We start from the raw sequence: 25,175 nt of genomic DNA on the forward strand, positions 1-25,175 counted from the left end.
CCGCCGCGCCATTCCCCCTGTCCCGGCGCGGCTTTCTCTCCGGGGTGTCTGTGACGGCCGCCGGGGCCGTCTTGCCACGATCCAGCGCGGCCCGAACGGCGTCCGGGCCGGTGCGTGTCCTGGCTCAAGACGGCCAGTGGCCCCCGGCCCTGCGGGAGCACCTAGCGCGCGACCACGGCCTTGTTTTGGATGTCACGGTGGCGGCCACGCCGGACGAGGTCATGGACCGGGTGCGTCGGTCGACGCTGGACGGTGCGCCCGCGAGCGACCGGCGGCATGCTCCCTTCGATGTGGTCTGTCTCGACCTGGAAACAGTGGGCGACTGGACCGCCGGCGGCCTTCTATCGCCCTTGCCGGCGGACATGCCCGTGGCCTGGAAAGGGGTTCTCGCCGCCCATGGCGCCCTGGATGCCCGGGGGCGGGCGCGCTTTCTGCCGCTGTCGCTGGGCCTGGACGTCCTGTTCGAAATGGGACCGGACATGCCCGAGCCCATCGCCGGCCCCGGGGGTCAGTCTGGCGGCCCACCGTCCTGGTCGGTCCTGCTCGACCCCGCGCTCAAATCCCGCGTCACGCTGGACCCCGACGGCGCCGTCTGGCTGGCCCTGCGCCTGACCGATCCCGACGGACGCGGCCTGGAAGCCGCGCGCCGCGACAAGGAGGCCGCCCAAGACCTGTTCCGCGCGGTCGACGGCACTCTGGCGCCGTGGCGTCGGCAGGCGGACTCGCTGTGGACCGACACGGCGACGTTTTTCGATGGTCTGGCAAAGGCCCGAAGGGAGGGCGCGGGACGGGCGGGTCTCGCCTGGGACGTCCTGATCCGTCACCTGGCGCGCGCCTGGACGGAGACGGACCCGATCCACGCCGTCGTTCCGGCCGAGGGCAGCCGGGCGTGGCTGGACGGTCTGGGGATTCCGGTGAACGCCCCGGCATCAGAGACGGCGCGGCGGCTCCTGTCCGTCCTGGCTGCCCCGGACATGCAGGCGACACGATCAAGCATCACGGGCGCGCTTCCGGCCGTTCCGGCCGCTTGGCCGCTGTTGGATGCGTCCGACGCACGTTGGACGAAGCAGGTCCTGAGCGATGGCGGGGGGCTGACGCGGTTGTGGTTTCCCCCGCCACTGACGGGACCGGCCCTGGAGGCGTTCGGCGACAGCCGCGACCGGTTCGAATTCGCCTAACGGGGATTACCCGCCGCCCTCCTTGCCCTCGAACATCTGCTGTTGCAGATAGCCGCTCACCCCCACCTGCTCCATCAGCGTCACCTGCGATTCCAGCCAGTCGATATGATGCTCGGTGTCGTCCAGGATCTTTCGCAGCAGATCCCGACTGACATAGTCCTTCTTCTCCTCACACAGCGTCACACCTGCCACCAACGTCTCCCGCGCCCCATACTCAAGGGCCAGATCACCCTTCAGGCACTCGGGTACCGCCTCGCCAAGGCTAAGTGTATGGAGGTCCTGGAGGTTGGGCAGCCCTTCCAGCAGCAGGATGCGCTCAATCACCCAGTCGGCGTGCTGCATTTCCTCGATGGACTCGTGATACACGGTGTCGGCCAGCCGCAGGTATCCCCAGTTCTTCAGCATGCGGGCATGCAGGAAGTACTGGTTCACGGCCGTTAGTTCGTTTGTCAGCACAGCGTTGAGATGTTGCAGAACGCTCTTATCGCCCTTCATGCGCGGGTCCCCCCAGTTGTGGCGAAGGTCATGGTTGGTCTCGCGACACGCCGGATCGCGTGGCGCAAACAACCATGTGGGATTTCCGTCGCGCATATTGTAGGGGCAACGCGGCTTAACGCGCCGAACTCAGGACACCGCGGCCCGATCCGGCAGTGGGCAGGCCACCGGGGGACCGTCCCCCCTTTCCGCGCGGATCAGGGCCGCGATGCGTGGGACGCAGCGGGCACACTGGGCGCTCTCCCCGCACTCGCGGAACACGGTGGAGACATGGCGCGCCCCCTCCCGGATCACCCCGCGCACTCGGGATTCGTTGAGGCCCTTGCAGTTGCAGACATACATGGCGGTGACGATCCGGTTTGGCTTCACGGGATGGCCCGGACTATACCGACAGCAATGCATTTGCGCAAATGCTAATCACTCGCAAGGTCATTGCCGCCGTCGAACCAGCAGCAGGCCGTCCCGGATCGGCACCAGGCACGAATCCACACGCCTATCATCGGAGATTTTGGCCGTCAGCGCCCGCAGCGCCACGGTCTGGGCATTGGTGTTCGCGGGGTCGGCGACCGACCCTTTCCACAGCATGTTGTCGAGCGCGATCAGGCCGCCCGGACGCACCAGTTGGAGCGCCTGTTCGTAGTAGCTGTCGTAGCCTTCCTTGTCGGCGTCGATAAACGCCATGTCGAAGGTCCCCGCCTGGCCTTCGGCGATCAGCATGGCCACACCATCTGTGGCCGGCCCCACGTGCAGATGAATGCGGTCGTTCATGCCGGCGCGGCCCCAGTGGCGTCGGGCGATGTCGGCGAAATCCGGAGAATCGTCGAACGCCAGCACCTCGCCATCCGGCGGCAGGGCATAGGCCACCGCCAGCGCGGAATAGCCTGTGAAGGTCCCGATATCGAGCGCCCGGCGCGCCCCGACCAACCGCGCCAGGAAACCCAGCAGTGCCGCCTGCTCCGGGCTGCTGGCCCAATGGGCGTTTTCCATGTTCTCGGTCTCGGCGCGGAGGGCCGCCAAGGGGGCGGGTTCATCGATGCCGACCTGTCGCACGTACTCGGCCACCCCTTCGGACATTTCCAGCATCAGGCACCTTCCTGCTCACGATTTGACGGTCTGAGAAGCCGCAGGACCGTGGTCTCCCGCAGGGTCCGGTCCTCCAGTTCCAGCGTTGTGGGAACGGCGAACCGGGCCACGGTTTCCATGCCCTCGCGAGTCAGATAGGCGCGCCCCGGGTCGGCCAAAAGGACCAGGGCGTCGGCCCGGGCTTGCCGCGTCAGGAACCGGGTCACGCGTTCGGCCATGGGCTTTTCGTAGCAGACGTCTCCGGCCAGGATGACGCCCCACGCGCCCTCCCCGCCCCCGCTTTCGTCCGATGTCAGGTCGGCGCATGCGGTCGCCACGGTCCCGCCCAGACCGTTCAGCGCCGCATTCATGGTCACGGCCTCCAAGGCCATGGGGTCGATATCGACACAGGTCACCGACGCCGCCCCGGCCCGCGCGGCCGCCAAACCCGCGACGCCGCAGCCGGCGGCGAAGTCCAGCACCGTGCGGCCGCGCACCGTATCGGGATGATCGAGGACATACCGCGCCAGAGCCTGACTGCCCGGCCACGCGAAAGCCCAGAACGGCGGCGGCACGCCGGTCTTGCGCAACAGATCCTCGGAGGCCTGCCACAGCGGCGTGATCTCGGTGGCCAAGTGCAGACGCACCTCAGGCACCAGCGGCGCCGTTGCAACGGCGGTGTGGGCCTGGATGAAAGGCCCCCGTTCTGCCTCGTCCAGACTCACCGGCCGGAGAGCCGCCCGGTCTGCACATAGGTCAGGATCTGGGCCACCTGCTCCGGCGTCTCGCAGGTCGCCTGGGCGGCGCCGTTGATCTCCTTCAGGGCGTGGGTGTGCTCGGGCGGATGCATGACGATCAGCGGTGTGCCCAGGGCGGCGGCGTAGCCGGCGTCGAAGGCCGCGTTCCACTGCTTGTATTTCTCGCCGAAGCGCACCACCACGACATCGGCCTGTTCCATCAGCACGGTGGTGCGGATGGCGTTGATCTTGGCGCCCTTGTGGTCACGCCAGAAGGGGTTCTCCTCCTCGCCCAGGATCGCCGCGCCGCAATCATCCGACGCGCCGTGGTCGGTGACGGGACCGGTGAAGTCGAGTCGCAGGCCGACGGTCTCGCAGGCGGCAATAATCTGGTCGCGCCAGTCGGTGTGGATCTCGCCGGAGAGGTAGACGGTGAGGTCGCTAGGGCCAAGCATGGTCGTCGTCTCCCTTGCCGTGAGGTCAGGTGGACAAATCCTCGCCCGCGATGGCGCGGTCGAGCAGGGCCAGGGTCTCGTCGCGGCCGAAGAGGGCGATGAACGACCCCATGCGCGGCCCCTGATCCTGTCCCAGCAGGATCTGATAGAGCGCCTTGAACCAGCCCTTGAGGTCGCCGAAGGTCTCGCCGTGCGCCTTGCCGACCTCGTAGACCAGGGTCTGCAAGGCCTCTGCGTCCGCGTCCGGGGGCGCCTCGGCGAGCGTCGCGCGCAGGTCCTCCAGCGCCTTGGCCTCGGCCGGGCCGGCCGCGCGGTACTGCTTCGCCGGCAGCACGAAATCCCGGTAGTAGGCGATGGCGTGGCGCACCAGCCCGTCCAGGATCGGCGCCGTCTCGGGCGTCGCGCCGGGCGCGTAGCGACCGATGTAGTGCCACAACACCGCTGGGTCGTCCGAATGGCACACGCTGGTCAGGTTCAGCAGAATGCCGAAGGACAGGTGCGCCGCCTCACGCGGTGGCGCGCCGTCGTGGATGTGCCAGACCGGATTGTTCAGGCGCGCCTTGGCGTCCTGTTTGGGAAACTTGCCCAGGAACGTCAGGTAGTCGTCCACATGGCGCGGAATGACGTCGAAGAACAGCTTCTTGGCCGCGCGCGGCTTGTTGTACATGAACAGGGCGAGGCTTTCGGCGTTGGCGTATTTCAGCCAGTCCTCGACCGCCAACCCGTTGCCCTTGGATTTCGAGATCTTCTGTCCCCGGTCGTCCAGGAACAGCTCGTAGGTCAGGTTGACCGGGGGTGTCCCGCCCAGCTCCTTGCAGATCCGGCCGGAGAGCCGGACGCTGTCGATCAGGTCCTTGCCCGACATCTCGTAATCGACGCCAAGCGCATACCAGCGCGTGCCCCAATCGGCCTTCCATTGCAGCTTGCAACGGCCGCCGGTGACCGGGGTCTCGACCTTGGAGCCGTCGGTGTCCTCGTAGACGATGGTGCCGGCTTCGGGATCGGTCTCCAGCACGGGGGCCTGGAGCACCTGCCCCGTCTTCGGGCAAACGGGCAGGAAGGGCGAGTAAGTCGCCCGGCGCTCGTCGCCCAGCGTCGGCAGGACGACATCCCGGACGGCGTCGTAATGGCGCAGCACCTGGAGCAGCGCCGCGTCAAACCGGCCCGAGGTGTAGCACTCAGTGGCCGACTGGAACTCGTACTCGAACCCGAACGAATCCAGGAAGGACCGCAGGCGAGCGTTGTTGTGATGCCCGAAGCTCTCGTGCGTGCCGAACGGATCGGGGATGCGCGTCAGCGGCTTGCCCAGGTGTTCGGCGACCATCTCCTTGTTGGGGATGTTGTCCGGCACCTTGCGCAGGCCGTCCATGTCGTCCGAGAAGGCGAACAGACGGGTCGGGATGTCCGGCGCCAGAAGCTGGAAGGCACGCCGGACCATCGTGGTCCGCACCACCTCGCCGAAGGTGCCGATGTGGGGCAGACCGGAGGGGCCATACCCGGTCTCGAACAACACGTATCCTTTGTCCGGCGTCCTGCCCTTCAGGCGATCATCAAGCAGCGTCCGCGCCTCCTGAAACGGCCAGGCAGTGGACTCACGCGCGGCGGCCAGCACGGCCTCCGCATCGGCATCAAGGGCGGCTGGAACGGACGACTCGGACATCACACAACAATCCCGTTGGATCCGCGCGGTCACGCGGAGTCAAGGCGCCAAAACACAGGCCGCGCCGTCCGGAGACGACGCGGCATGTGACGGGCAAGGCTGACCCGGCGCCGGAAAAGGCCCCGGCGTCAGGCCGCCGAGAGCAGTTTCTCGACCTTCTGGGTCGCGGTGTCGGCATCGATGGATTCGATGGCTGCCAGTTCGCCGACGAGCCGTTCCAGCGCCTGTTCGTAGATCTGGCGCTCGGAATAGGACTGCTCGGGCTGAGTCGCACCCCGGAACAGGTCCCGCACAACCTCGGCAATCGACACGGGGTCGCCGGAATTGATCTTCTGTTCGTATTCCTGGGCGCGCCGGCTCCACATGGTGCGCTTGACGCGGGCGCGGCCCTTCAGGGTGCTGAGCGCGGTCTGCATTTCCTGACGGGAGGAGAGTTTGCGCAAACCGGATTTCGGCGCCTTGGCCACCGGCACGCGCAGGGTCATGCGATCCCGCTCGAACGAAATGACGAACAACTCAAGGTCCATGCCGCCGATGGTCTGGGTTTCGATCGCCTCGATCAGACCCACACCATGCGTCGGGTACACAACATGATCACCCACGGAAAACGGCGCCTTTTTTGTCATGGCCTCACTCTTCAAATGAACGGCGGTTCAAGCATCGGATCGTCCCATCGCCTATTGCAGCCTTTCTGCTCCCACGCGATGCCACCGCGCTTCAGTCCGCGCCACGCCAGGGCGCGTCCCGGTCATGGAATCGGCCGCCAACCCCTTTTCGGCCGGCGACCGTGATGACGACCCCCCTCGTCCGGCTTCCACACACACCAGAAACCGGTCGGTCCACGGTCCTCATGAAACCCGTAACGCCCCTCTGATAAAGGGCACAACCCCGTATCCCGCAAACCACCAATGCCTCGCGGGCACAAAATCCACGTTGCCCCTTCCCCGACGGCGCGCGTCGGATTTCAACGATGCTCGGGATTCTACGAGGATGCCCCGAAAGACCTTACGGACCCATCCGTCTAACACAAATGCGCCAAAAATCCCACCGCCTTGTGAAGGCCGTGAGAAATTTGCCCCAGTGGACAGGACGGGACGGGGCGCGTCAGGTTGTGCCCGTGCCGGGATTGTCGCTCAGGAATTCCTTCTTGCCCGGCTTGTCTTTCCAATCATCGGCATCGGGCAGCGGATCGCCCTTGCGGGTAATGTTCGGCCAACGGGCGGCGTATTCCCGGTTGATCTCAATCCAGTCGGCGGCACGGTCATCGGAATCCGGCAGGATGGCCTCGGCGGGGCATTCCGGTTCGCAGACACCGCAGTCAATACATTCATCGGGATTGATGACCAAGAGGTTCTCTCCCTCATAGAAACAGTCGACGGGACAGACCTCGACACAGTCCTGATATTTGCACTTGATGCAGTTCTCGGTGACCACGTACGTCATCGGCTTTCAACTCCACTCGCCACACGGCTGAACCTACGAAAGACCGCGCCGATCCAGCACCCGTTTGCGCGCCGCGCCGCTGTCCTGATCGTCCACGTACAACAGACCACTGAGGCGACGCATCAGATTCGATTCGTGGTCATGCACGAGGCCATCAGCGAAGACCACATCCCAAAGCATCTCCAGCAGTTCGATTCGCTGCTCGTAGGTGAAGGCATCCTTCAGCGTGCGCGACGGCCCGTAGAATTCCACCCGTTCAGCCTGCGCTGCCACCGCATCACGCATCAGGATCTCGGCCGCGGCGGGGGTCAGGGAGAACCGCTTGGTCAGCAACGTCCGGATGCGATTGCGTTCGGCGTCGTCGATGGTCCCGTCCATGGACGCCGCTTCGGTCAGCAGAAGGGCGACCGCGAACTGGACCTCGTCGTGACCGGCAGCCACTTTGGAGGAATCGTCACCGAACAGAACTTTTCGCAAGGCTTCGAGCATGGGGGCGCGATCCATTCGTCGACCGATGTGAAGCAGGACCCGATCCTGATCTCCGCCGAAAAAAGGGGGGCACGGAACCGGGATCAAGACGCGCGCCACTAAACCACCCATGGTCCGGGGCCGCAAGCCCGTTCACACCACCGAGCGCAGGCCTGACCGCCCGCCCGCATGGCCCGGCGATCACCCGACGTCGCGGCCCCGCAAGGCCTCCAGGGCGCGTCGCTCGCGCTTGGTTGGGCGCCCCGCCCCCGCCGGCCGCACCGGAGTGGGCGCCATCACGGGATCATGCAGGCGTTCCGGGGGCGCGACATCCTGGTAGAGCGTCTGCGCCTCCGGCGCCGGACCTCGCCGCTCGCCCAACGCCAGCACCCGCACCCGCCGACGGTACGGCCCCAGGATCAACTCCAGTTCATCCCCGGTCCGGACCAGCACGCTCGGCTTGGCGATGGTCGCGCCATTGAGTTTCACATGCCCGCCGGTACACAGGTCCTGTGCCAGCCCCCGTGTCTTGCGAAAGCGGGCGAACCACAGCCATTTGTCGATGCGCAATGTGTCTTCCGGCATGTCAGGCTCTGGCCTTTTCCGCCAGGACTGCAAACGGAGAGTCGGAGGCCGCCGCGCGACCACGGGCCAACCGGTGCCGTCGCGCCTCGGCCGTCTCCGACCGCTCCCGACCGCGCGCGCGCCGCCCGCCTCGCTCGGCGCGGTACAGCACCGCGCCCGCCTCATCCCGCCACGTCCGAAAACCCAGCGCCCCGGCCAGGGCCTCGACCTCCTCCAGCGACATTCCCAGCATGGGGGCCAGTTCCGACGGCAGGGGACACCCCGCCTCACCCGCCTCACCCGCCTCACCCGCCTCTCCGGTCCCGGCCTCGCGGAGAGTCTTGCGCAGGCGGGCCGCGAAGCGCTCGAGCATGTCCGCGCGGACGGCCCGACCCGCCATCACCCGAAACCCCATGGCCCGGTGGAAGGCCTCGACGTCCGTCGCCTCCTCCGTCCGATAGGACACCCGCCCCTGCGGCGGCAGGATCAGGCCGGTCCCGCCCGAACTGGCCCGCCACAGTAGCCCGCGCAGTCGTTGCACCCGAGGCTTGAGCAAAGGCGGCATGAATACGCTCTCCACCCCCAAGCGCACATGCCGCCGCGCCAGGGTCTTGCGATCCGCCCCGGTCAGTTTCGCCAGTTGGGGGGCCACGGCCGCGCGGGGCACCGTACCCAGCGCCTCGACCACCTGATAGACCAGTCCGCGCCCGGCCCCGGAAAGGTCGCCCACATCGCGCAGATCCATCAATGGCCGCAATTCCCGATCCAACAGACGCTCCAACCAGGCCGCTAGACGCGCCTGGACCCGTCTGGCCCGTTCCCCGGTCAGCAGGTCGTTCGGCGGCAGGTCCACCACGGGCCGCAACGGCTCCGGCCCCCGTCCCAGGCGGGCGATCACCGCGCCATCCCAGGCGACGGCGCCGTCATCGGTAAGCGTCAGGGCCGAATCCTCGGCGGCCTCCAGCGCCAGAATGCGCCGCCCAATCTCGCCGTGCAGCGCCTTCAGCGCGGCGTTGAGAACCGCCTTGTCGCCCTTGCCGCCGTCGCGGCGGTCCTGCGCGAAGGTAAACGCCTGCAGGCGCCCCAGGTAATGATCCTCCACCTGGACGGCACCGTCCCGATCCACCACGGCGAACAGTTCGGCCCGGTCGTTGAGCTTGCGCATCAGAACGGCGCTGCGGCGATCCACGAAGCGCTGGGTCAGGCGCTCATGCAGGGCGTCGGACAGGCGATCCTCGATGGCCCGCGTCCGTTCCCGCCAGTGCTCGGCGTCGGCCAGCCAGTCGTTGCGGTGCGCGACATAGGTCCAGACGCGGATGCTGGCGATGCGATCCGTCAGGGTGTGGATATCGCCGTCGGTGCTGTCCAGCCGCTTGACGTGACCGGCGATCCAGTCCGGCGGCAACCGCCCCGCCCGCGCCGTCAGGTGGCGATAGATCTGGCCTTGCAAACGGATATGGGACTCCTCGTGGATCTTGCGAAAGTCCGGCACCCGGCAGACCTCCCAGAGTAACGCGACTGCCTCACGGCCACGGGCCAGCGAACGGATCTCGTCCTCGCGGGTCAAGGTCTCAAGCGCCACCTGATCCGGCGCGTCGCGAGTCCGGCTGAGGATGTCGAGTGGCGCGGGCGCATTCAGGCTGTTGTGCAGGGCGGCCACGGAAGAGAACTCCAGCGCGGCGTTGCGCCACTGGATCCCCCGCACGGCCTGGAACTGGTGGCTCTCCACCCGCTCCACCAGTTCCGTCGGCAATGGCCCGACCTCGCCCGTGGTGCCAAAGGTGCCATCGTTCATGTAGCGGCCGGCGCGGCCGGCGATCTGGGCCACCTCGGTCGAGCGCAGCGGGCGCTGGCGGCTGCCGTCGAACTTCTCCATGGCGGCGAAGGCGACATGGTCGACGTCCATGTTCAGGCCCATGCCGATGGCGTCGGTAGCCACCATGTAGTCCACCTCGCCGTTCTGGTAGAGCGCCACCTGGGCGTTGCGCGTGCGCGGGCTGAGCGCGCCCATCACCACCGCCGCGCCGCCGCGCTGGCGGCGGACCAGTTCAGCGATGGCGTAGACGTCCCCGGCCGAGAAGGCGACAATGGCCGACCGGCGCGGCAGCCGCGTCAGCTTGCGCGGCCCGGTATAGGTGAGGTTGGAAAAGCGCGGCCGGGTTTCGAACAGGCAGTCCGGCAACAACCGGCGCAACAGCGGCTCCATGGTGGTCGCGCCCAGGAACATGGTCTCCTCGCGACCGCGCGCGTTCAGCAGGCGGTCGGTGAAGACGTGCCCCCGGTCGGGATCGGCGCAGAGCTGAATTTCGTCGATGGCCAGGAAATCGACCGGCCGGCCGACCGGCATGCTCTCGACCGTGCACAGAAAATACCGAGCCTCGGCGGGAATGATCTTTTCCTCGCCGGTGATGAGCGCGACCTTGCCGACGCCCTTGGCCCGGACCACCCGCTCGTAGTTCTCACGCGCCAGCAGGCGCAGCGGGAATCCCATCATCCCGGACGGGTGGCCGAGCATGCGCTCGACCGCCAGCCAGGTCTTGCCCGTGTTGGTCGGGCCGAGCACGGCCCAGACCCGGGAGCGATCCGTCAGGGGTGTCATGGCGCCCCCGAGCATGCGACCGCGGGTCCGCCTTGGCAAGGCCGAGTTCGAGTGACGGGCTCAGCCCGTCTTGACGCGCTCCATGTAATCCTTCACGCGCCGTTCCATGATGGAGAAGGCATCCCGCAAGGCCACGCCAATGTCCTCATGCGCCTTGGGATCCTTGGGGCTGCGCCGCACCACCAGATCGTCACCCGGCACCTTGCAGGAGATCGTGACGTGGTAGGGCTCGCCCTTGCGATGCAGGCTGGAGACATTCTTGTGGTGAACCTCGATCACCACGCGGCAACTCGTGATGCGATCGCAGAACTGTTCCAGCTTGTCCACCTTCTCCCGGACACGGGTCTCCACCGCGTCGGAATGGTCCAGTCCGTGAAACGCGATCTGCAGGGGAATTTGCATCGATGTCTCCCAATCACCAAAAAAGGTCCCCATCGGCGGTGTGCCACCACCGGGGACGCCGTCGATACCGCCGGGAGGCCCGCCCGGTCAACGGTGTCCATCTGTTATCATGACCGATTTTTGACTCGGGCGATACCGCGAACGGACAGCCGGGGCAGGGTGAACGGCGGCCTGCGACCGACAGGGTTGCGCACTCCGTCCGACCGGCACATATGAACGCGCCGAAGACATTCCCGCCTCGCCCCGGCCCCGCCGGCGGCGACACCAAGACATGACATGACGGACAGGGTTCTCCCCATGACGGACACGAAGACCGAAGACCGGATCGAAGACCGGCTGTCGTTTCAGGCCGAGGTCACCAAGCTGCTGGATATCGTTGTTCACTCGCTCTATTCCGACCGGCGGATTTTCCTGCGCGAGTTGATCTCCAACGCGTCGGACGCTTGCGACAAGCTGCGCTATGAGGCCCTGACCACGCCGGCCCTACGCGAGGGCGCCGAGGACTTCCGCATCACGCTGCGCCTCGACAAGGACGCCGGCACCATCGAGATCGCGGACAACGGCATCGGCATGAACCGCGCCGAGTTGATCGACAACCTGGGCACCATTGCCCGGTCGGGGACGGAGGAGTTCGTCAAACACCTCAAGGACGCCGACAAGCAGGGCGAGGCCCGGCTGATCGGCCAGTTCGGCGTCGGGTTCTACTCGTCCTTCATGGTCGCCGAGCAGGTCCAGGTGTTCACCCGCCGGGCCGGGGAGACCCAGGGCTGGCACTGGGAGAGCGACGGCGGCGGCGCGTTCTCCATCGGCGAGGCCGAGGTCACGGCGCCGGGCACCCGCATCGTCCTGCACCTGCGCGAGGATGCCAAGGAGTTCCTGGAGGACTGGCGTCTCAAGTCAACCGTGAAGACATACTCTGATCATATTGAAATTCCAGTGGTTCTTCTCGGAAAAGACGACGAGGGGAAGGATACGGAGGAGACCCTCAACGAGGCCTCCGCCTTGTGGACCCGGCCGCGCTCCGAGATCACCGAGGAGCAGTACACCGAGTTCTATCACCACGTTTCCCATGCCTTTGACACGCCGTGGCACACGGTTCATTTCAAGGCCGAGGGCGCCATTGAGTATACCGGCCTGCTGTTCGTGCCGTCGCAGAAGCCGTTCGACCTCTTCCAGCCCGAGCGCAAGACGCACATCAAGCTGTACGTCAACCGCGTCTTCATCACCGACGACGCGCCGGAGGTGCTGCCGTCGTATCTGCGGTTCGTGCGCGGCATCGTGGATTCCAGCGATCTGCCGCTGAACGTCAGCCGCGAGATGCTGCAGAACAATCCGGTGCTGCGAAAGATCCAGGGCGGGCTGGTCAAGCGCCTGCTGGGTGATTTGAAGAAACGGGCAGAGAACGCGGACGAGTACGCCACGTTCTGGGAGACCTTCGGCGCGGTCCTCAAGGAAGGCATCTACGAGGATTTCGAACGCCGTTCCGATATTCTCGAACTGACCCGCTTCCGCTCCTCCACGACCGACGGCTGGGTGTCGTTGGCGGACTATGTCTCGCGCATGAAGACCGGCCAGGAAGAGATCTACTACATCACCGGCGACGATGCGGAGACGCTGAAGCGCTCGCCGCAGCTTGAGGGTTTCCGCGCCAAGGGCGTCGAGGTGCTCTTGCTCACCGATCCGGTGGATGAGTTCTGGATCAACGCGGTGCCGGACTATCAGGGCAAGGCGCTGAAGTCCGCCGCCAGCAGCGCGGCTGGCCTCGATGCCGTGGCCGACCCCGAGTCCAAGGACGAGACGCCGGAGGAAACCGCCCCCACCGACCAGATCGAGGCGCTGGCCAAGGCGCTCCAGGAGACCCTGGGCGATGCGGTCAAGGAGGTTCGGTCCTCCACCCGTCTGAAGGAAAGCCCGGTCTGCCTGGTCTCGGAAGATGGCGGCATGAGCCTGCACCTGGAGCGCATGCTCAAGCAGGCCGGCCAGGACATGGGACACAAGCCGGGGCGGATCATGGAGATCAACCCCTCCCATCCGCTGATCAAGGGTATGGCGGCGAAGGTTGCCTCCGGTGGCGGTGATCTGTCGGACCTGGGAATGCTGCTGCTGGATCAGGCGTTGATCGTGGAGGGCGAGGCCCCCGCCGACCCCGTGGCCTTCGCGCGCCGCCTCAGCACGGTGATGACAGGGGCGGTATAGCGCGCTTCGGTCAGAAAAAAGCAACGCCGGCGGTCGATGCGTTCGATCACCGGCGTTTCTTGTATGGTGCGGTCGAGAAGACTCGAACTTCCACCCCGTTTCCGGGACAGCGACCTCAACGCTGCGCGTCTACCAATTCCGCCACGACCGCAAACCGTGGGGGGCCGATCCGGGGGCCGGCCAAGGACGCATCGGTTAGCAGAATCGCCGGGGGCCTTCAAGGGCGTTCAGCGTCATCAGCACCGGGAAACCGAAGGCGAACGGGTTGTTGAGTGAATTGCTAAGGCACCCCCTTTTTCGCGGCGCCGATCCTCGTTACACTGACGGTCTGGACCCGAGGGGAGCGGGTGTTCGTCTTCGGCCGACACCGCAAACCGTGAGTTTCGCCATTCGGCTGTTGCTGGGACCTTGTTCTCCCAGTGATCCGGTCACATCTCATCACAAGGCCAAACGCGCTCCGGGTGATCGCGCAGGGTCGCTTCTCTCGGGCTTTCGCCCGGCTCACACGAAAGATGTCTTCGGCGCGCCTTCATCCCAGGGCCGTCGAACCAACCAACCAAACCAACCAACCAAACCAACCAACCACCATCCTGAACGGGGAGATGATCCATGGCTGAAGGACGTGTTGCGCTTGTCACCGGCGGCACCCGGGGCATTGGCGCCCAGATCAGTATCGAGTTGAAGGCCGCCGGCTTCCGCGTGGCCGCGAACTATGGGGGCAACGACGCCGCCGCGCAGAAGTTCAACGAAGAAACCGGAATCCCCGTCTACAAGTTCGACGTCTCGGACTTCGAGGCCACCAAGGCCGCCATCCAGACGATTGAGTCCGACATGGGGCCGATTGACGTTCTGGTGAACAACGCCGGCATCACCCGCGACAGCACCCTGCACCGGATGACCGCCGACCAGTGGAATGCCGTGATTCAGACCAACCTGACCTCGGCCTTCAACACCACCCGCAACGTCATCGAGGGCATGCGCGAGCGCGGGTTCGGCCGCATCGTCAACGTGACGTCCATGAACGGACAGTGCGGTCAGATCGGTCAGGCCAACTACGCCGCCGCCAAGTCGGGCATGAAGGGCTTCACCAAGTCCGTGGCCCTGGAGGGCGCGGCCAAGAACATCACCGTCAACAACGTCTCGCCCGGCTACACCGATACCGAAATGGTGCGGGCCGTGCCGGCGAACGTGCTGGAGAAAATCATTGCCGGCATCCCGGTCAAGCGTCTGGGATCGGTGCATGATATCGCCCGCGCCGTGGTGTTCCTGGCGGCCGATGAAGCCGGGTTCATCACCGGATCGACGGTTTCCGTGAACGGCGGCCAACACATGTACTGACGACAGGTTCGGGCGGCCCCCAATGGACCCCCTGTGTTCGGGGGCTGCCCGCTCGGATCGAGAAAGCAGGGAATGGGCAGATCACCCGACCCCGAGTCCTGCCCCCGCACATCTGCCAACTGCTGTGACGTCGATACGCTTTTCGGTGGATTATTGTACCTTGCCCTCGCGCGTTCACCCGGAATGCCGCTATACTCCCCTTCGGTCGACCGGTCCCCGAGAGAAACCGGGGACGTGAGGTGTGCCGCCACCGGTCTTGGTTCGGAAGGGGTTGGAGACGGACGTGACACCCAGCGCAGGACCGCAACGCAAGCGCGGGCGCGGACAACGCTTCGCGAGATTCGGCACTGAACGGGATCTCGCATCGCGCCCGCCCACTTCGGCAGCGCCCGTTGTGGTCGTCCTGTTGTGCCTCTCGACGGCCCCGGCCAACGCCCAGGACCCGGCCACGTCCCTTATGCCACAAAACAAACCCCTGTTCGGACTGTTGGATCCCACCCTGCTTGCGGATCCGTTCGCATTTGTCGCGCTCGGGCTGCTGACCCTGACCGTTCTACTTGGCGCGGGTCTGTGGTGGCAGATGCGCCGTCGCCACCAGGTTGAGCACGACCTGGAGGACCAGACACGGCAAGTGAGAACCCTGCGGGAAACCCTCGCCGCCGGGCGGGACGGCTACTTCCTGTGGCTTCATCAGGCCGAGGAGGCGGTGTGCTCCCGCCGTCTGGCCGTCCTTCTCGGGCTGTCCGCCGGCACGTCGTCCGGGATCGGCGACGTGGTGGCGGACGTCGCGGACGACAGCCGGCCCGGTCTTCTGCGGGCCATCGAACACCTGCGCAAGGACGGTGTCCCTTTCACGGTGACCGTCTCCCACGGACAGAGCGGCGGCCAGATTGAGTTCAAGGGCACCCGCGTCGCCGATCCGAACACCGGGCAGGCATTGGCTGACGTGCTGTGGGTGCGCGATGCCACCCTTGACGGACGCGCCGTGGATCGCCTGAGCACCGAAACCTCTCGACTACGCCACGCCTCAACACGGTTGCGTGCCACCCTGGATGCCCTGCCCTGCCCGGTCTGGGTTCGGGACGGCGATCTCAGTCTGGTTGCCTGCAACGACGCCTATGCCCGCGCCGTCGAGGCCGCGGATCCCGGAACCGCCGTGACCGGCGGTCATGATCTGGCTGGCGGCGACACCGGTCGCGAGCTGCGCGCCCTGGCCGCCCGCAGCCGCGCCGCCGATGCCCCTTTGTCTGAGCGGTTCCATCTCGTGATCGAGGGCACCCGGCGTCTCATGGAAATCACGGAAGCCCCGTTCGACCAGCCGTCGGAGGATGGGGCCGACCGGCTCACGGTGGGCATTGCTCGCGATATCTCTGTCCTGGAGGACCTGGAAAACAGACTGGCCGGCGAGCAAGCCAACCAGGCGGTCGTGCTTGAGCATCTGTCCACCGCCATTGCCATCTTTGGCGCGGCCACGCGACTAACCTACCACAATCCCGCGTTCGCCCGCCTCTGGCACCTGGAGTCAAACTGGCTACGGGAAACCCAGCCATCCTACGGCGATCTTCTGGATGAGTTGCGCGACCGGCGCGCCCTGCCCGAGGTGCCGGACTACCCGGCCTTCAAGGCTGCGGAGGTGGACCGGTTCACCTCCCTGATCGCTCCCATGGAAGACCTGGTCCACCTGCCCGACGGCAAGGCCCTGCGCCGGGTGATCGCGCCGCAGCCGCTGGGCGGCTTGCTTCTGACCTACGAGGACGTCACCGACACACTCAGCCTGGAGCGGTCGTACAACACCCTGACGGCGGTCCAGCGCGAAACCCTGGACCATCTTCACGAGGCTGTGGGTGTGTTCGGTACCGACGGACGCCTGAAGCTGGCCAATCCAGCCTTCGGGACGCTCTGGGGCCCCGACGCCGCCAACGTCGAGACACCACCCCAGTTGTCCGAGTTTCTGGATCTTCTGCGCGACCGGTTCACCGAGGAGACCGGATGGCGCCATCATCGGTTCGCCGTCCTGACCCCGCCCTCACAGCGCAGCCCGCACCGTGGACGCGTGACTCTTGTCGACGGCCCCGTCCTGGACTACGCCTGCGTGCCCCTGCCCGATGGCGGTGTGTTGCTCAGCTACAATGATGTTTCGGATACCGCCCGGGTCGAGAAGGCGCTACGCGACCGCGCCCAGAGTCTCAGCGCCGCCAGCATGCTGAGAGCCGACTTCATCACCAGCCTGTCCTACGAACTGCGGACGCCGATGACCACCATCGTCGGCTTTTCCGAAATGCTGTGCGCCGAGTACCACGGCAACCTGAACGCCCAGCAATTCGATTACGCCCAGTCCATCGCCGACACGGCGCGTGAGCTCGTGTCGATCCTGAACGACATCGCGGATCTGGTCACCATCGAAGCCGGACGCTCGGCGCTCGATGTGGACGCCTTCGATCTTCACGACACCGTGACCGCCGTGGTCGAGCGCTGCCGGGAGAACACCCGCCGGCGCGCCGTCGCCATCGAACTGATGTGCCCGCCGGACATCGGCTGGATGGTGGGCGACGAGTCCCGCATCCGGCAAATCCTGTTCCATCTGATCAGTGGCGCGGTGAAGGCCAGCCCGACCGCCACCACCGTCGAAATCACGGTGAAACTCACCAAAGCCCTGGGCGATGAGGAGACCGCGACCCTGACGGTGGCCGATCATGGCTCAGAAACCGCCGGGCGGCACGCGTCCACGTCTCAGGATTTTTCGGGCGGTGCCAGCCTCGCCATGCTGCTTGTGCGGCGATTCGCGGAAATGCATGGTGGGACCATCGTAGTCCACGCCGATCCCGGGGTCGGAACGACCGTCACCTGCCACCTTCCCACGGGACGCGCGAAGACGGTAACCACGCATGATCCGGCGCGATTCCCGGCCAAACCGACTCGCGGTGAGACCCTTGATCAGTTCCTCTGACTCCGGAGCCCGTGATCCCGACCCCTTGATCCGTGTTCTGCCGTTCATCCTTGCCGCCATTCCTTTGTTCGCGGTCTACCTCGCAGGCGCGTTCGCGACGGCCACGTTGGCGGTGGCCGGCCTGGGTGGGCTATGGATCGCGTGGCGCGAGCGGAATGTCCCGATTCTGGCCGCTCTCGCGTGCGCGGCTGGCCTGGCTGGTCTATTGGCAATCCAGGGAAGCGATAAGGAGGTGGAGGCCATCCTGTTCGCGGCGGCCAGCATCGGCGCCGTGGTCTGCCGGCGTCTGCCGCGCTGGGTGAGCCGCCGAGACCTCGACCGGGCCGCCACGGTGTTCATGGCAAGCGCCACGGCGCTGCCGGTTCTGTTGGTCGCGCAGGCGCAGTTCCTTTACGCAGACTCAATTCCGCCCTTCTGCATCACGCCGGACGCGCTGGCGAAGCCGACCTTCATCGCCATGGCCTTGGTGGCCCCAGCCATGGCCCTCCTCTGGCAGCGACGACATTGGGGCGCCGCGCTAGCGTTCCTGGTTTTCATGGCCATTCTGGCCTTTGGAAGCTCTTCGAGCACGGCGACGCTGGCCTACACCCTTACGCTCCTCACCCTGGTCCTTGCCTGGGTTCGCCCCGGTCTCGGTGTCGCGGTAATCGTCGCGGTCCTGTGCGCGCCCTTGGTCATATCGCTGGCCATCCAGGTTTCCAATCTGACGGACTGGACCGTCATCGACTTGCGATCGAGTTGGCTCATCCGGCTGGAACTTTGGCAGCGTGCCCTGGTGCTGTTCGAACAGGCGCCCCTGTTCGGTCACGGTCTGGATAGCTTCGCCGACCTTGCACCGCTCATTGATCTTGGCCCTCTGGACCTGGGTACGGGCCGGTATCACCCGCACGCGGCGGTGATGCAGGTGCTGGCCGAGGGCGGACTGGTCGCCCTGGTGGCCCTGGCGCTGCTGTTGCGGCTGTTGACGGATCGGCCCGCCTTCTCCGCCCGCTGGCCGGTCGCGGTGCGACTGGCAGCCCTGGCCGCCGCCGTCACTCCCCCGGCAATCGGAATCAACATCTGGTCGGATTTCACCGTCGCCCTGGTCGTGTATCCGTGGCTGATCTGCGCCCTGTTCGTGGCTGCGACGGAACCCGACACCCGCCGTCAGGGGAGCGAACGCCGCAAGCCGTGCACCAGAGAGGCATAGTCGGGTTCTGAGTCCGGCGTCAGAATGCCCTGACGCACGGCGAAGTCCAGGATCACCAAGGGCACATTGAACTTGAAGGCATCGCCGTCTCGCAGGGTCTCGAGCACGGCATGCACCGACCACAGCATGAACGCCGCGATCTCGCCGTCTCGGTTGACCGGCGCGAAAGACTCGGGCACCTCCAGGTCATACACAAACAAGGTATCCCGCTTCAGGCCGAGGTCGGCCTCGAGGCAGTAGGAGACAAGCCCAGCCGGTCGGGCCCGGGCCGCCATGCCGGGATCAATGCCCGCCTCCTCATCGCACTCCTTCATCAGGGTCTCGCGCGGGCTGAGTCCGGCCGACCGCCCTCCGGCCACCAGATTGTCCAGCTTGCCCGGCGCCACCGCGCGGTCGTCGGCCCGTCGCGCGACCCACAAGCGCGGCCCGTCAGGCCCCTGGACATACCCATTGAGATGAACGCCGGTCGACAGCACCCCGAAGACAGGAACGTGCGCGCGGTCCAACTCGAACAGGGGTGCTTCCGAGAGGGTGGCGGAGACCGCGTAGCGCTCATGGCGCGGTGGCGGGACAAGCCCCTCATCCCTCAGCACGGACAGTGTCTCGGCTACGGCGTCCGTCCGCTGCGCGGGAGTCGCCAGCGTCGGCCGCAGCGCGACTCCGAACGACCCGACGTCGAACACGGACCCGAAATCGGCCAGTCGCTCGGCGATCCGGTGCCGAACCCAGCCGACCTTCCGCTCCGCCACGAAGAACGGCCGGAATCGACCCAGATCGTGCCGGTTAAGGTTCACGATATGCTGATGGAATGACACGGCAGATCTCCCTTACCGGGTTCGGCGGCGCTGCGGAGCGCCCTGATGGCACCTGTGTACGGTGGACAAGGGACGACGGTCATTGTCGAATGCCGTCGGGATGACCTTCGGGCCCTGGTTGGTGATACCATCGCCCGATGGATTCGTTCTGAAGGATGGGACCTGACGGATGCGCGTGACAACCCGGAACACTCTGCTGGCGTATCTGGTTGGTGGCCTACTCGTTCTGCCGATGCTGATTCCCGTCCTGAACAACATCGAGGAAGGCAAGCGCATGGTGGAACTGGGGATTCTGTCGCCCAGTGATCGCCTTCATCCGGTCGGCCTCGGGCCGGTGTCGGGGCTCATGATCTACCTGTTCATGACGCCCGTTCTGGTCGCCCTCCCGCGCACGCTGTGGGGCAAGATGGCCGTCATCCTGTTAATGCTGGCATTGTCGCAGATTGTCTCCTTCATCATGTCTGTGTACGAGCGCGGCGAGACAGCCCTCGGCCTTAGCCTGACATGGTTTCTGCTGGTCGTTCTGTGCGTGGCGGCGGTCGTGGCGTGGTGGCGCCAACGGACGCGACAGGAGGACGCTCAGGAAAAGGCCCGCCTTTTGGCCCGCATCGCGCGCGAAACCGCCGTCGGTGAACCGACCGCCGACACCGTGCAGAAACTGATCCTGGGCGCGATCTGGCAAAGCAGTGTTGAGGAGTCTCCGGATACCCTGGATCAGCGATTGCGGCAGGCCTTGATGTCCATACGGGGCGATCTGGCCGACAATCCCTCGCTGGACCCGCATGGTCAGGGTGTGCGGATGGTGGATCGTTTCCTTGCCAAGGCCGAACCCCATCTGAAACGCCCCCGCCCCGGACGCAGGTAAGGCAAGACGGTCGACCAATCCCGCGCGGCACCCCACCGCGCGCCACGGGACAAAGCCTGACCTTCGTGGTAGAGTCATCATACGCCCTGAGCACAGGGCCGACCACCCGACACGGTTTACCGCAACGACAGACGAGGGGTCCGAACCACCGTGAGACACAGGCACCCCTCGGGAAGCCTCGCAGGACTGCTTCCGGGCGCCGCGACATTCGGCGTCGCGGGTGTTCTTTCAGTGTGGTGGCTGGTCCTGATCAATAACTACATCCGGACGGGGCCAGGCTGGGACGGCCTGATGGCTTCGCCGCCCACCGAATTGGCGTTGTTCCTCGCGGCGGGCACCGCACCCCTCGCCGCGATCTGGCTGGCGGCGGCGTTCATCCTGGTTGGGCTGGCGATGACACGGACCCATCAGACCGTCCGCGCCATCCAGCGTCAGGCCTTGCGGACAACGGAGGAAATCGAGTCCCTCGTGCGCACCAGCATCGAGATGCAGGAACAGGCCCGGCGGCAGTCGTTTTTGAATGGGGTCGAACTGGCACTCAAGGATCTCAACAGTCAGGCCGGCATGATCACGGGCCGGCTCGGCGTGCTCAGCACCGAAGATACGGAATACCTCTGGGCCCTGAACGCGGCCGGGGATCCGTGGGCGTTCTGCCATGCCCTGCTGGAACGCTCCGAACTCGACGAAACCTTCGTCGATCTGATGGCTGAACGCATCGCCGGTGACGGCGTGGCCTCGGCCGGATTGCAACGCTTCCTGCGCCGATACGAGCGCCTTCTGACCTTGGCCAAGGACTACGACGCGGACAAACTGGTCCGCGAAGTCCTGGAGGACGGGCCGCTCGATCGCCTTTACGGGGTTTTCCGAACCGTATCCGACCACGTTCAGGATCTCGTCGGTCCGCCACCCCAGACTGTCGGCAGCGGGCCAGTCGAGCCGTTCGGCCCTCAGGATCCGGGTTTTCGAGGGCCGGATGAGGCTCACGATCATGAGGCCGGCTGGGACGATGCCCACAAGGCTTGGTCTTTCACCGCGGCCGAGCAGCCCGGTGGCGCTGCGCCGGCACATCCGGGCGGCGAGCAGGAGGGCTTCAGGTTCGGCGGCGTTCGTCACCGGATGTTTCGGGCGCTGGACCCGGCCATGGGAATCACTCGACTGTTTGCCGGACTGCGGGGCCTCCTTCTGGCGCGCGAACCCGGCGTGCCGGGCGGATGGGAGGACCAAGCGTGGCGGGCGCGCGATTGCCCTGGGTCTGAGTCCTGACCGGGGCTCGGACCTGTTCGTTGCCGATGTGACCGGGAGGAGCCGTCTTGGCTTGGGGTGAGACCGTCTTGAAAACCCTGCTCGGTCGACGGGAGAAGCGTCCGACCAAGACACCACCCCGTCCGAAGAGCCGACCGCCTCAATCGTCGGCGACTCAGAGACGGCCTTCCGCCAAGGCATCCGAGTCGACCCCGCAGACCCGCGAGGCGCTTCTGAAGGAAGCCATGCGGATCCACCGCGCCAAGCGTGCGCTGCTGGAAGACCTGAGCGACGAGGACAAGTTCCTGCTGCGGATCATGGCGCATCAAGTCATCGGCGGTGGCGGCGACAAACCGCCCGATGAGCGCCCCCCAACAGACACATCCTTGGCTGCGCCTCGTGCCCAAAGACATCCAGACAAGCGTGATCGTTGAGCGCCGGGCTCGTTTCATCTGTTGACGCATGACGCATGGGATTACAAGGTACGAAGTCTGGTTTTTTGTCCGCCATATGCATGGAATGGAATGCAATCCGATATGAGCGACCTTGATGACGTTCGCATTCTCCGGCAGGAATTTCTGGAACTGTTTGACAGGATTCAGACCATCCGCCAGGAGATTGCGTCGATCCGCAAGCCGGGGGACTGTCAGGACCGGTTCGCCAACATGTCCGACGAACTCGACGCCATTGTCGAGGCCACGGAAGGTGCGACCAACAGCATCATGGAAAACGCCGAGGCCATTGACGAGGTCATGCTCGCCCTGCGTCCGTCGGTCACCGACCCCGACTTGGCCAGCCGTTTGGACGCGGTGCCCGACCATATCGGCGGAATTTTCGAGGCCTGCAGCTTCCAGGACATCACCGGTCAGCGCATCACCAAGGTCGTGAAAACGTTGCAGTATATCGAGGCCCGGGTGAACAACCTGATTACGGCCTGGGGCGAGCAGGCCCTATCGTCGGTCGACCCCGAGGATGAGAAGGCCAACTTGGCGCCGGATGACGAACGCCGGTTGCTGAACGGACCGCAGTTGAAGGGCAAGGGAGTCTCGCAATCCGACGTTGATCGTCTCATGGACAACCAGCCCGCCGGGAACGTCGGCGCGCCTTCATCGGCCCAACCATCGCCCGCACCAACTCCTGACACCCCACCACCGGCCGCCCAGCCATCGCGGCAGCCGGACTCGAAGGCGGCCGCCACGCCGAAGGCCCCTTCCCCGCCGCCCAAGCCGGACAGCAAAAAGGATGACAAAGGCGACGAGGACCCCGGCGGCGGCCTGGATCAGGGTGATATCGACAAGCTGTTCGGATGATCAGCGCGAACCGTCCCGACAGATTGCTTGCTATCCTAATGGTTGATTTGGCCCTTTTTGCATCCTGTGGTTTTCAAGCGGGGGTTGCGGCGCCCGCGCGGTGCGCTAGAATGACCCATTTTCTGGCACAATCCTGATAGCGGGGAAGGACTCCCATGGCCTCCGCCCAGACCATGCCCAGCGCAGACGATATCGACCGCGAAATCGAGGCCGAATTCCTGGATGACGCTCGGAACGCGCTCAACAAGATCCAGGTGGAACTGGAAAACGTCCGATCCGGGGCGACGACGGGACATCAAGCCGTTGCGAAACTGCGCTCCGTCGTCCGCTCTCTGAACGCCCAGGCGCCGTCCGGCGTCATGCCGAGCGCCCGAATGGTGCTGCGGCGCATGGACGAGTACCTTGGGCCGCTGGAGAACGTGACTCCGGCTCACGTCGATGACATCCAAGCCTTCGCCGACCGTTTTGAGGATGCGCTTGAGGGACGTATGGAAGGGGCGGAGGCCACCGCCCGCGTCGTCCGCGAACTCCCCATCAAGCGCACATTCGATATCGATTTCGATGTCGTGGTCCCGCGTCCGGTCGAGGTTCTGCTCGTGCTGCGGGACCGGGCCGGTGCCCATCTGGTGGAACGGGAACTGGCCGCATGTGGGCTGCGCAGCACCAACGTACGCATTCCTTTCGAGGCCTTCGAGCAGGCGTTCCGAGCCCGACCCGACTTGATTGTCGCCGGTCAGGAGATCGGCGAGATCACCGGCGTGGATCTGGCCTGCGCGTTCACGGCGATGCCACACACCCGCGACATCCCCTTCGCCCTGCTGAGCAGTTACGAATGGGGCCATCCGGCGCTGAAGGATCTGCCGCCCCGGGCCGCGCTGCTGAAGAAGGGTCCGCGCTTCGGCGACGATCTCGCGCTGGCCTTGACCCGGTTCGGTATTCTTTAAGGCAGGACAATGGGTTAGAATGAGGAGTTCGGTTCCAGTAGGAACGCATCCTCCTCCGGCGTTGATGCCCTTCCCAGAATCGTGTTTCGATGCGGGAATCGTCCGAACCGGGCGATGATCTCCTGATGGCGGAGCGCGAATTTGTGCGCATCCTCCAGGCCGAGCCGTTCATAAAGCGCCAGCGAACGGTCCTGTTCGACTGGGTCCTCCGAATGCTGGAACGGCATGTACAGGAACAGCCGCTCTAGCGGTCCGAGAGTGTGGTCGTGCCCGTCCCGGATCGCCTGCTTGGCCACCTCCAGCGCCTTGGCGTCGGTGGCGAAAGCCCTGGGCGTGCCCCGGAAAATGTTGCGCGGAACCTGATCGAGCAGCAGGATCAGCGCCAAGGCCCCCGGCGCAGACGCAGCCCAGGCATCGTATTCGCCCCACGCCGCGCGGTCGTGATCCGACGCGAAACGGTCGCGCATCCCGGCGTCGAAGGTGTCCGATTTCTGAAACCACTCCGGCCGGAACTGATTATGGTGGGGATCTCCGGGCGCCCCGAACCAGAATTCGAGCACCGCCCGCGCGGTGGGATCGACAGAGACAGTCATGTGCAGCCCCCCTTGTTCTCAGTTGCCGGAATGGCGGGTCTCCGCCGCCCCCGTCCCCTATCCCCAGGCCGTGTCCACGATGGAGACCCACGTTGCGGCCATCCGTTCCGGTACGGCGCCGGAACTGGTCTGGCTGCTGGAGCATCCGCCGCTCTACACCGCCGGCACCAGCGCCCGTCCGGAGGATCTGGTGATGCCGGATCGCTTCCCTGTTTATCCGACCGGACGGGGCGGACAATACACCTATCATGGCCCCGGCCAACGGGTCGCCTACGTTCTGCTCGATCTGGCGCGGCGGAACCGGGACGTCCGGTGTCACGTTCATCGCCTTGAGGACTGGTTGATCCGAACGCTGGCCCGCTTCGACGTCGCCGCCGAGCGGCGGGACGGCCGCGTCGGGCTCTGGGTGGTCCGCGACGACGGGCGCGAGGACAAAATCGCCGCCATCGGCGTGCGGGTGCGCCGCTGGGTGACCTTTCACGGCATCGCCCTGAACGTCGCCCCCGACCTGAGCCACTACGCCGGAATCGTTCCCTGCGGCATCCGCGAGCATGGGGTGACCAGCCTGCGCGACCTGGGGTTGTCCGCAACGCTCGAGCAGGTGGACACCGCTCTGAAGGAGACGTTTCCCGCCGTGTTCCCGCCGCCCGGGCCGGCGCCGCCCCCGTGACCC

General features: G+C 65.8%; 25 protein-coding genes and 1 tRNA gene. 11 read left to right on the top strand and 15 right to left on the bottom strand.

Annotation, left to right across the window (positions count from 1 at the left end):
• Positions 1-110: 110 nt before the first annotated feature.
• Positions 111-1,178, top strand: a complete 1,068-nt coding sequence (locus tag BLS85_RS02325; protein WP_218128247.1) for an extracellular solute-binding protein — start codon at positions 111-113, stop codon at positions 1,176-1,178.
• A gap of 6 nt (positions 1,179-1,184) precedes the next feature.
• On the opposite strand, the gene bfr is transcribed toward BLS85_RS02325, so the two are convergent.
• The 12 genes from bfr to BLS85_RS02385 form a co-directional block, all read right to left on the bottom strand.
• Positions 1,185-1,673, bottom strand: a complete 489-nt coding sequence (bfr, locus tag BLS85_RS02330; RefSeq protein ID WP_092782142.1) for a bacterioferritin — start codon at positions 1,671-1,673, stop codon at positions 1,185-1,187.
• 129 nt (positions 1,674-1,802) lie between these two features.
• Positions 1,803-2,042 (bottom strand): (2Fe-2S)-binding protein, encoded by a 240-nt coding sequence (locus BLS85_RS02335; RefSeq protein ID WP_176793279.1) that lies wholly within the window; start codon positions 2,040-2,042, stop codon positions 1,803-1,805.
• Positions 2,043-2,102: 60 nt separating this feature from the next.
• Complete coding sequence (locus BLS85_RS02340; protein WP_092781457.1) at positions 2,103-2,756, bottom strand: O-methyltransferase; 654 nt, start codon at positions 2,754-2,756, stop codon at positions 2,103-2,105.
• Positions 2,756-3,391 carry a class I SAM-dependent methyltransferase gene (locus BLS85_RS02345; RefSeq protein ID WP_245699044.1) on the bottom strand — a complete coding sequence of 212 codons (636 nt, stop codon included), beginning with the start codon at positions 3,389-3,391 and terminating at the stop codon, positions 2,756-2,758. Before BLS85_RS02345 ends, BLS85_RS02340 begins: the two co-directional genes overlap by 1 nt.
• A gap of 65 nt (positions 3,392-3,456) precedes the next feature.
• A complete protein-coding gene (locus tag BLS85_RS02350; RefSeq protein WP_092781463.1) occupies positions 3,457-3,927 on the bottom strand; it encodes a YtoQ family protein in 471 nt (156 codons plus the stop codon).
• A gap of 25 nt (positions 3,928-3,952) precedes the next feature.
• The gene (locus tag BLS85_RS02355; protein WP_092781466.1) at positions 3,953-5,587 is read right to left on the bottom strand and encodes a lysine--tRNA ligase; all 1,635 of its coding nucleotides are present in this window, start codon (positions 5,585-5,587) and stop codon (positions 3,953-3,955) included.
• A gap of 128 nt (positions 5,588-5,715) precedes the next feature.
• Positions 5,716-6,213, bottom strand: a complete 498-nt coding sequence (locus BLS85_RS02360) for a CarD family transcriptional regulator (RefSeq protein ID WP_092781469.1) — start codon at positions 6,211-6,213, stop codon at positions 5,716-5,718.
• A 478-nt stretch (positions 6,214-6,691) separates the two neighbouring features.
• Entirely contained in the window at positions 6,692-7,030 is a 339-nt protein-coding gene (fdxA, locus tag BLS85_RS02365) for a ferredoxin FdxA (RefSeq protein ID WP_092781472.1), read from the bottom strand.
• 33 nt (positions 7,031-7,063) lie between these two features.
• On the bottom strand, positions 7,064-7,519 hold the full coding sequence (locus BLS85_RS02370; protein ID WP_092781474.1) for a tellurite resistance TerB family protein: 456 nt from the start codon (positions 7,517-7,519) through the stop codon (positions 7,064-7,066).
• 180 nt (positions 7,520-7,699) lie between these two features.
• Complete coding sequence (locus tag BLS85_RS02375; RefSeq protein WP_092781477.1) at positions 7,700-8,083, bottom strand: RNA-binding S4 domain-containing protein; 384 nt, start codon at positions 8,081-8,083, stop codon at positions 7,700-7,702.
• Position 8,084: 1 nt separating this feature from the next.
• On the bottom strand, positions 8,085-10,661 hold the full coding sequence (locus BLS85_RS02380) for a helicase-related protein (RefSeq protein WP_092782145.1): 2,577 nt from the start codon (positions 10,659-10,661) through the stop codon (positions 8,085-8,087).
• A 60-nt stretch (positions 10,662-10,721) separates the two neighbouring features.
• A complete protein-coding gene (locus tag BLS85_RS02385) occupies positions 10,722-11,063 on the bottom strand; it encodes an HPF/RaiA family ribosome-associated protein (protein ID WP_092781480.1) in 342 nt (113 codons plus the stop codon).
• Between the two features lie 297 nt (positions 11,064-11,360).
• Here BLS85_RS02385 and htpG point away from each other — a divergent pair, with 297 nt between their 5' ends.
• A complete protein-coding gene (gene htpG, locus BLS85_RS02390) occupies positions 11,361-13,259 on the top strand; it encodes a molecular chaperone HtpG (RefSeq protein WP_092781483.1) in 1,899 nt (632 codons plus the stop codon).
• A 64-nt stretch (positions 13,260-13,323) separates the two neighbouring features.
• Here the strand turns inward: htpG and BLS85_RS02395 are convergent.
• Positions 13,324-13,410, bottom strand: a tRNA-Leu gene (locus BLS85_RS02395).
• 458 nt (positions 13,411-13,868) lie between these two features.
• On the opposite strand from BLS85_RS02395, the gene phbB reads away from it, so the two are divergent.
• The 3 genes from phbB (at position 13,869) to BLS85_RS02410 (ending at position 18,733) form a co-directional block, all read left to right on the top strand.
• A complete protein-coding gene (phbB, locus tag BLS85_RS02400) occupies positions 13,869-14,597 on the top strand; it encodes an acetoacetyl-CoA reductase (RefSeq protein WP_092781486.1) in 729 nt (242 codons plus the stop codon).
• 457 nt (positions 14,598-15,054) lie between these two features.
• The gene (locus BLS85_RS02405; protein ID WP_092781488.1) at positions 15,055-17,544 is read left to right on the top strand and encodes a PAS domain-containing sensor histidine kinase; all 2,490 of its coding nucleotides are present in this window, start codon (positions 15,055-15,057) and stop codon (positions 17,542-17,544) included.
• Entirely contained in the window at positions 17,528-18,733 is a 1,206-nt protein-coding gene (locus tag BLS85_RS02410; protein ID WP_176793281.1) for an O-antigen ligase family protein, read from the top strand. The genes BLS85_RS02405 and BLS85_RS02410 overlap by 17 nt, the downstream gene beginning before the upstream one ends.
• Here BLS85_RS02410 and BLS85_RS02415 read toward each other — a convergent pair.
• Positions 18,691-19,548, bottom strand: a complete 858-nt coding sequence (locus BLS85_RS02415; protein WP_092781494.1) for a DUF4743 domain-containing protein — start codon at positions 19,546-19,548, stop codon at positions 18,691-18,693. The two genes, BLS85_RS02410 and BLS85_RS02415, sit on opposite strands and share 43 nt — an antisense overlap.
• A 169-nt stretch (positions 19,549-19,717) precedes the next feature.
• On the opposite strand from BLS85_RS02415, the gene BLS85_RS02420 reads away from it, so the two are divergent.
• The 5 genes from BLS85_RS02420 (at position 19,718) to BLS85_RS02440 (ending at position 23,909) form a co-directional block, all read left to right on the top strand.
• The gene (locus BLS85_RS02420) at positions 19,718-20,413 is read left to right on the top strand and encodes a hypothetical protein (RefSeq protein ID WP_092781497.1); all 696 of its coding nucleotides are present in this window, start codon (positions 19,718-19,720) and stop codon (positions 20,411-20,413) included.
• A 291-nt stretch (positions 20,414-20,704) separates the two neighbouring features.
• Positions 20,705-21,676 carry a DUF948 domain-containing protein gene (locus BLS85_RS02425; RefSeq protein ID WP_143027064.1) on the top strand — a complete coding sequence of 324 codons (972 nt, stop codon included), beginning with the start codon at positions 20,705-20,707 and terminating at the stop codon, positions 21,674-21,676.
• 68 nt (positions 21,677-21,744) lie between these two features.
• Positions 21,745-22,089: a hypothetical protein gene (locus BLS85_RS18575; protein ID WP_143027065.1), complete on the top strand. Its 345-nt coding sequence runs from the start codon at positions 21,745-21,747 to the stop codon at positions 22,087-22,089.
• Between the two features lie 102 nt (positions 22,090-22,191).
• Entirely contained in the window at positions 22,192-22,965 is a 774-nt protein-coding gene (locus tag BLS85_RS02435; RefSeq protein WP_092781506.1) for a protein phosphatase CheZ, read from the top strand.
• A 155-nt stretch (positions 22,966-23,120) separates the two neighbouring features.
• On the top strand, positions 23,121-23,909 hold the full coding sequence (locus tag BLS85_RS02440; protein WP_092781509.1) for a PleD family two-component system response regulator: 789 nt from the start codon (positions 23,121-23,123) through the stop codon (positions 23,907-23,909).
• A 14-nt stretch (positions 23,910-23,923) separates the two neighbouring features.
• Here BLS85_RS02440 and BLS85_RS02445 read toward each other — a convergent pair whose 3' ends face one another.
• On the bottom strand, positions 23,924-24,502 hold the full coding sequence (locus tag BLS85_RS02445) for a DUF924 family protein (protein ID WP_092781512.1): 579 nt from the start codon (positions 24,500-24,502) through the stop codon (positions 23,924-23,926).
• On the opposite strand from BLS85_RS02445, the gene lipB reads away from it, so the two are divergent.
• Positions 24,501-25,172 (top strand): lipoyl(octanoyl) transferase LipB, encoded by a 672-nt coding sequence (gene lipB / locus BLS85_RS02450; protein ID WP_092781515.1) that lies wholly within the window; start codon positions 24,501-24,503, stop codon positions 25,170-25,172. The two genes, BLS85_RS02445 and lipB, sit on opposite strands and share 2 nt — an antisense overlap.
• Positions 25,173-25,175 lie beyond the last annotated feature (3 nt).

This window comes from Rhodospira trueperi, assembly GCF_900101965.1.
GTDB classification, from domain to species: Bacteria; Pseudomonadota; Alphaproteobacteria; order Rhodospirillales; family Rhodospirillaceae; genus Rhodospira; species Rhodospira trueperi.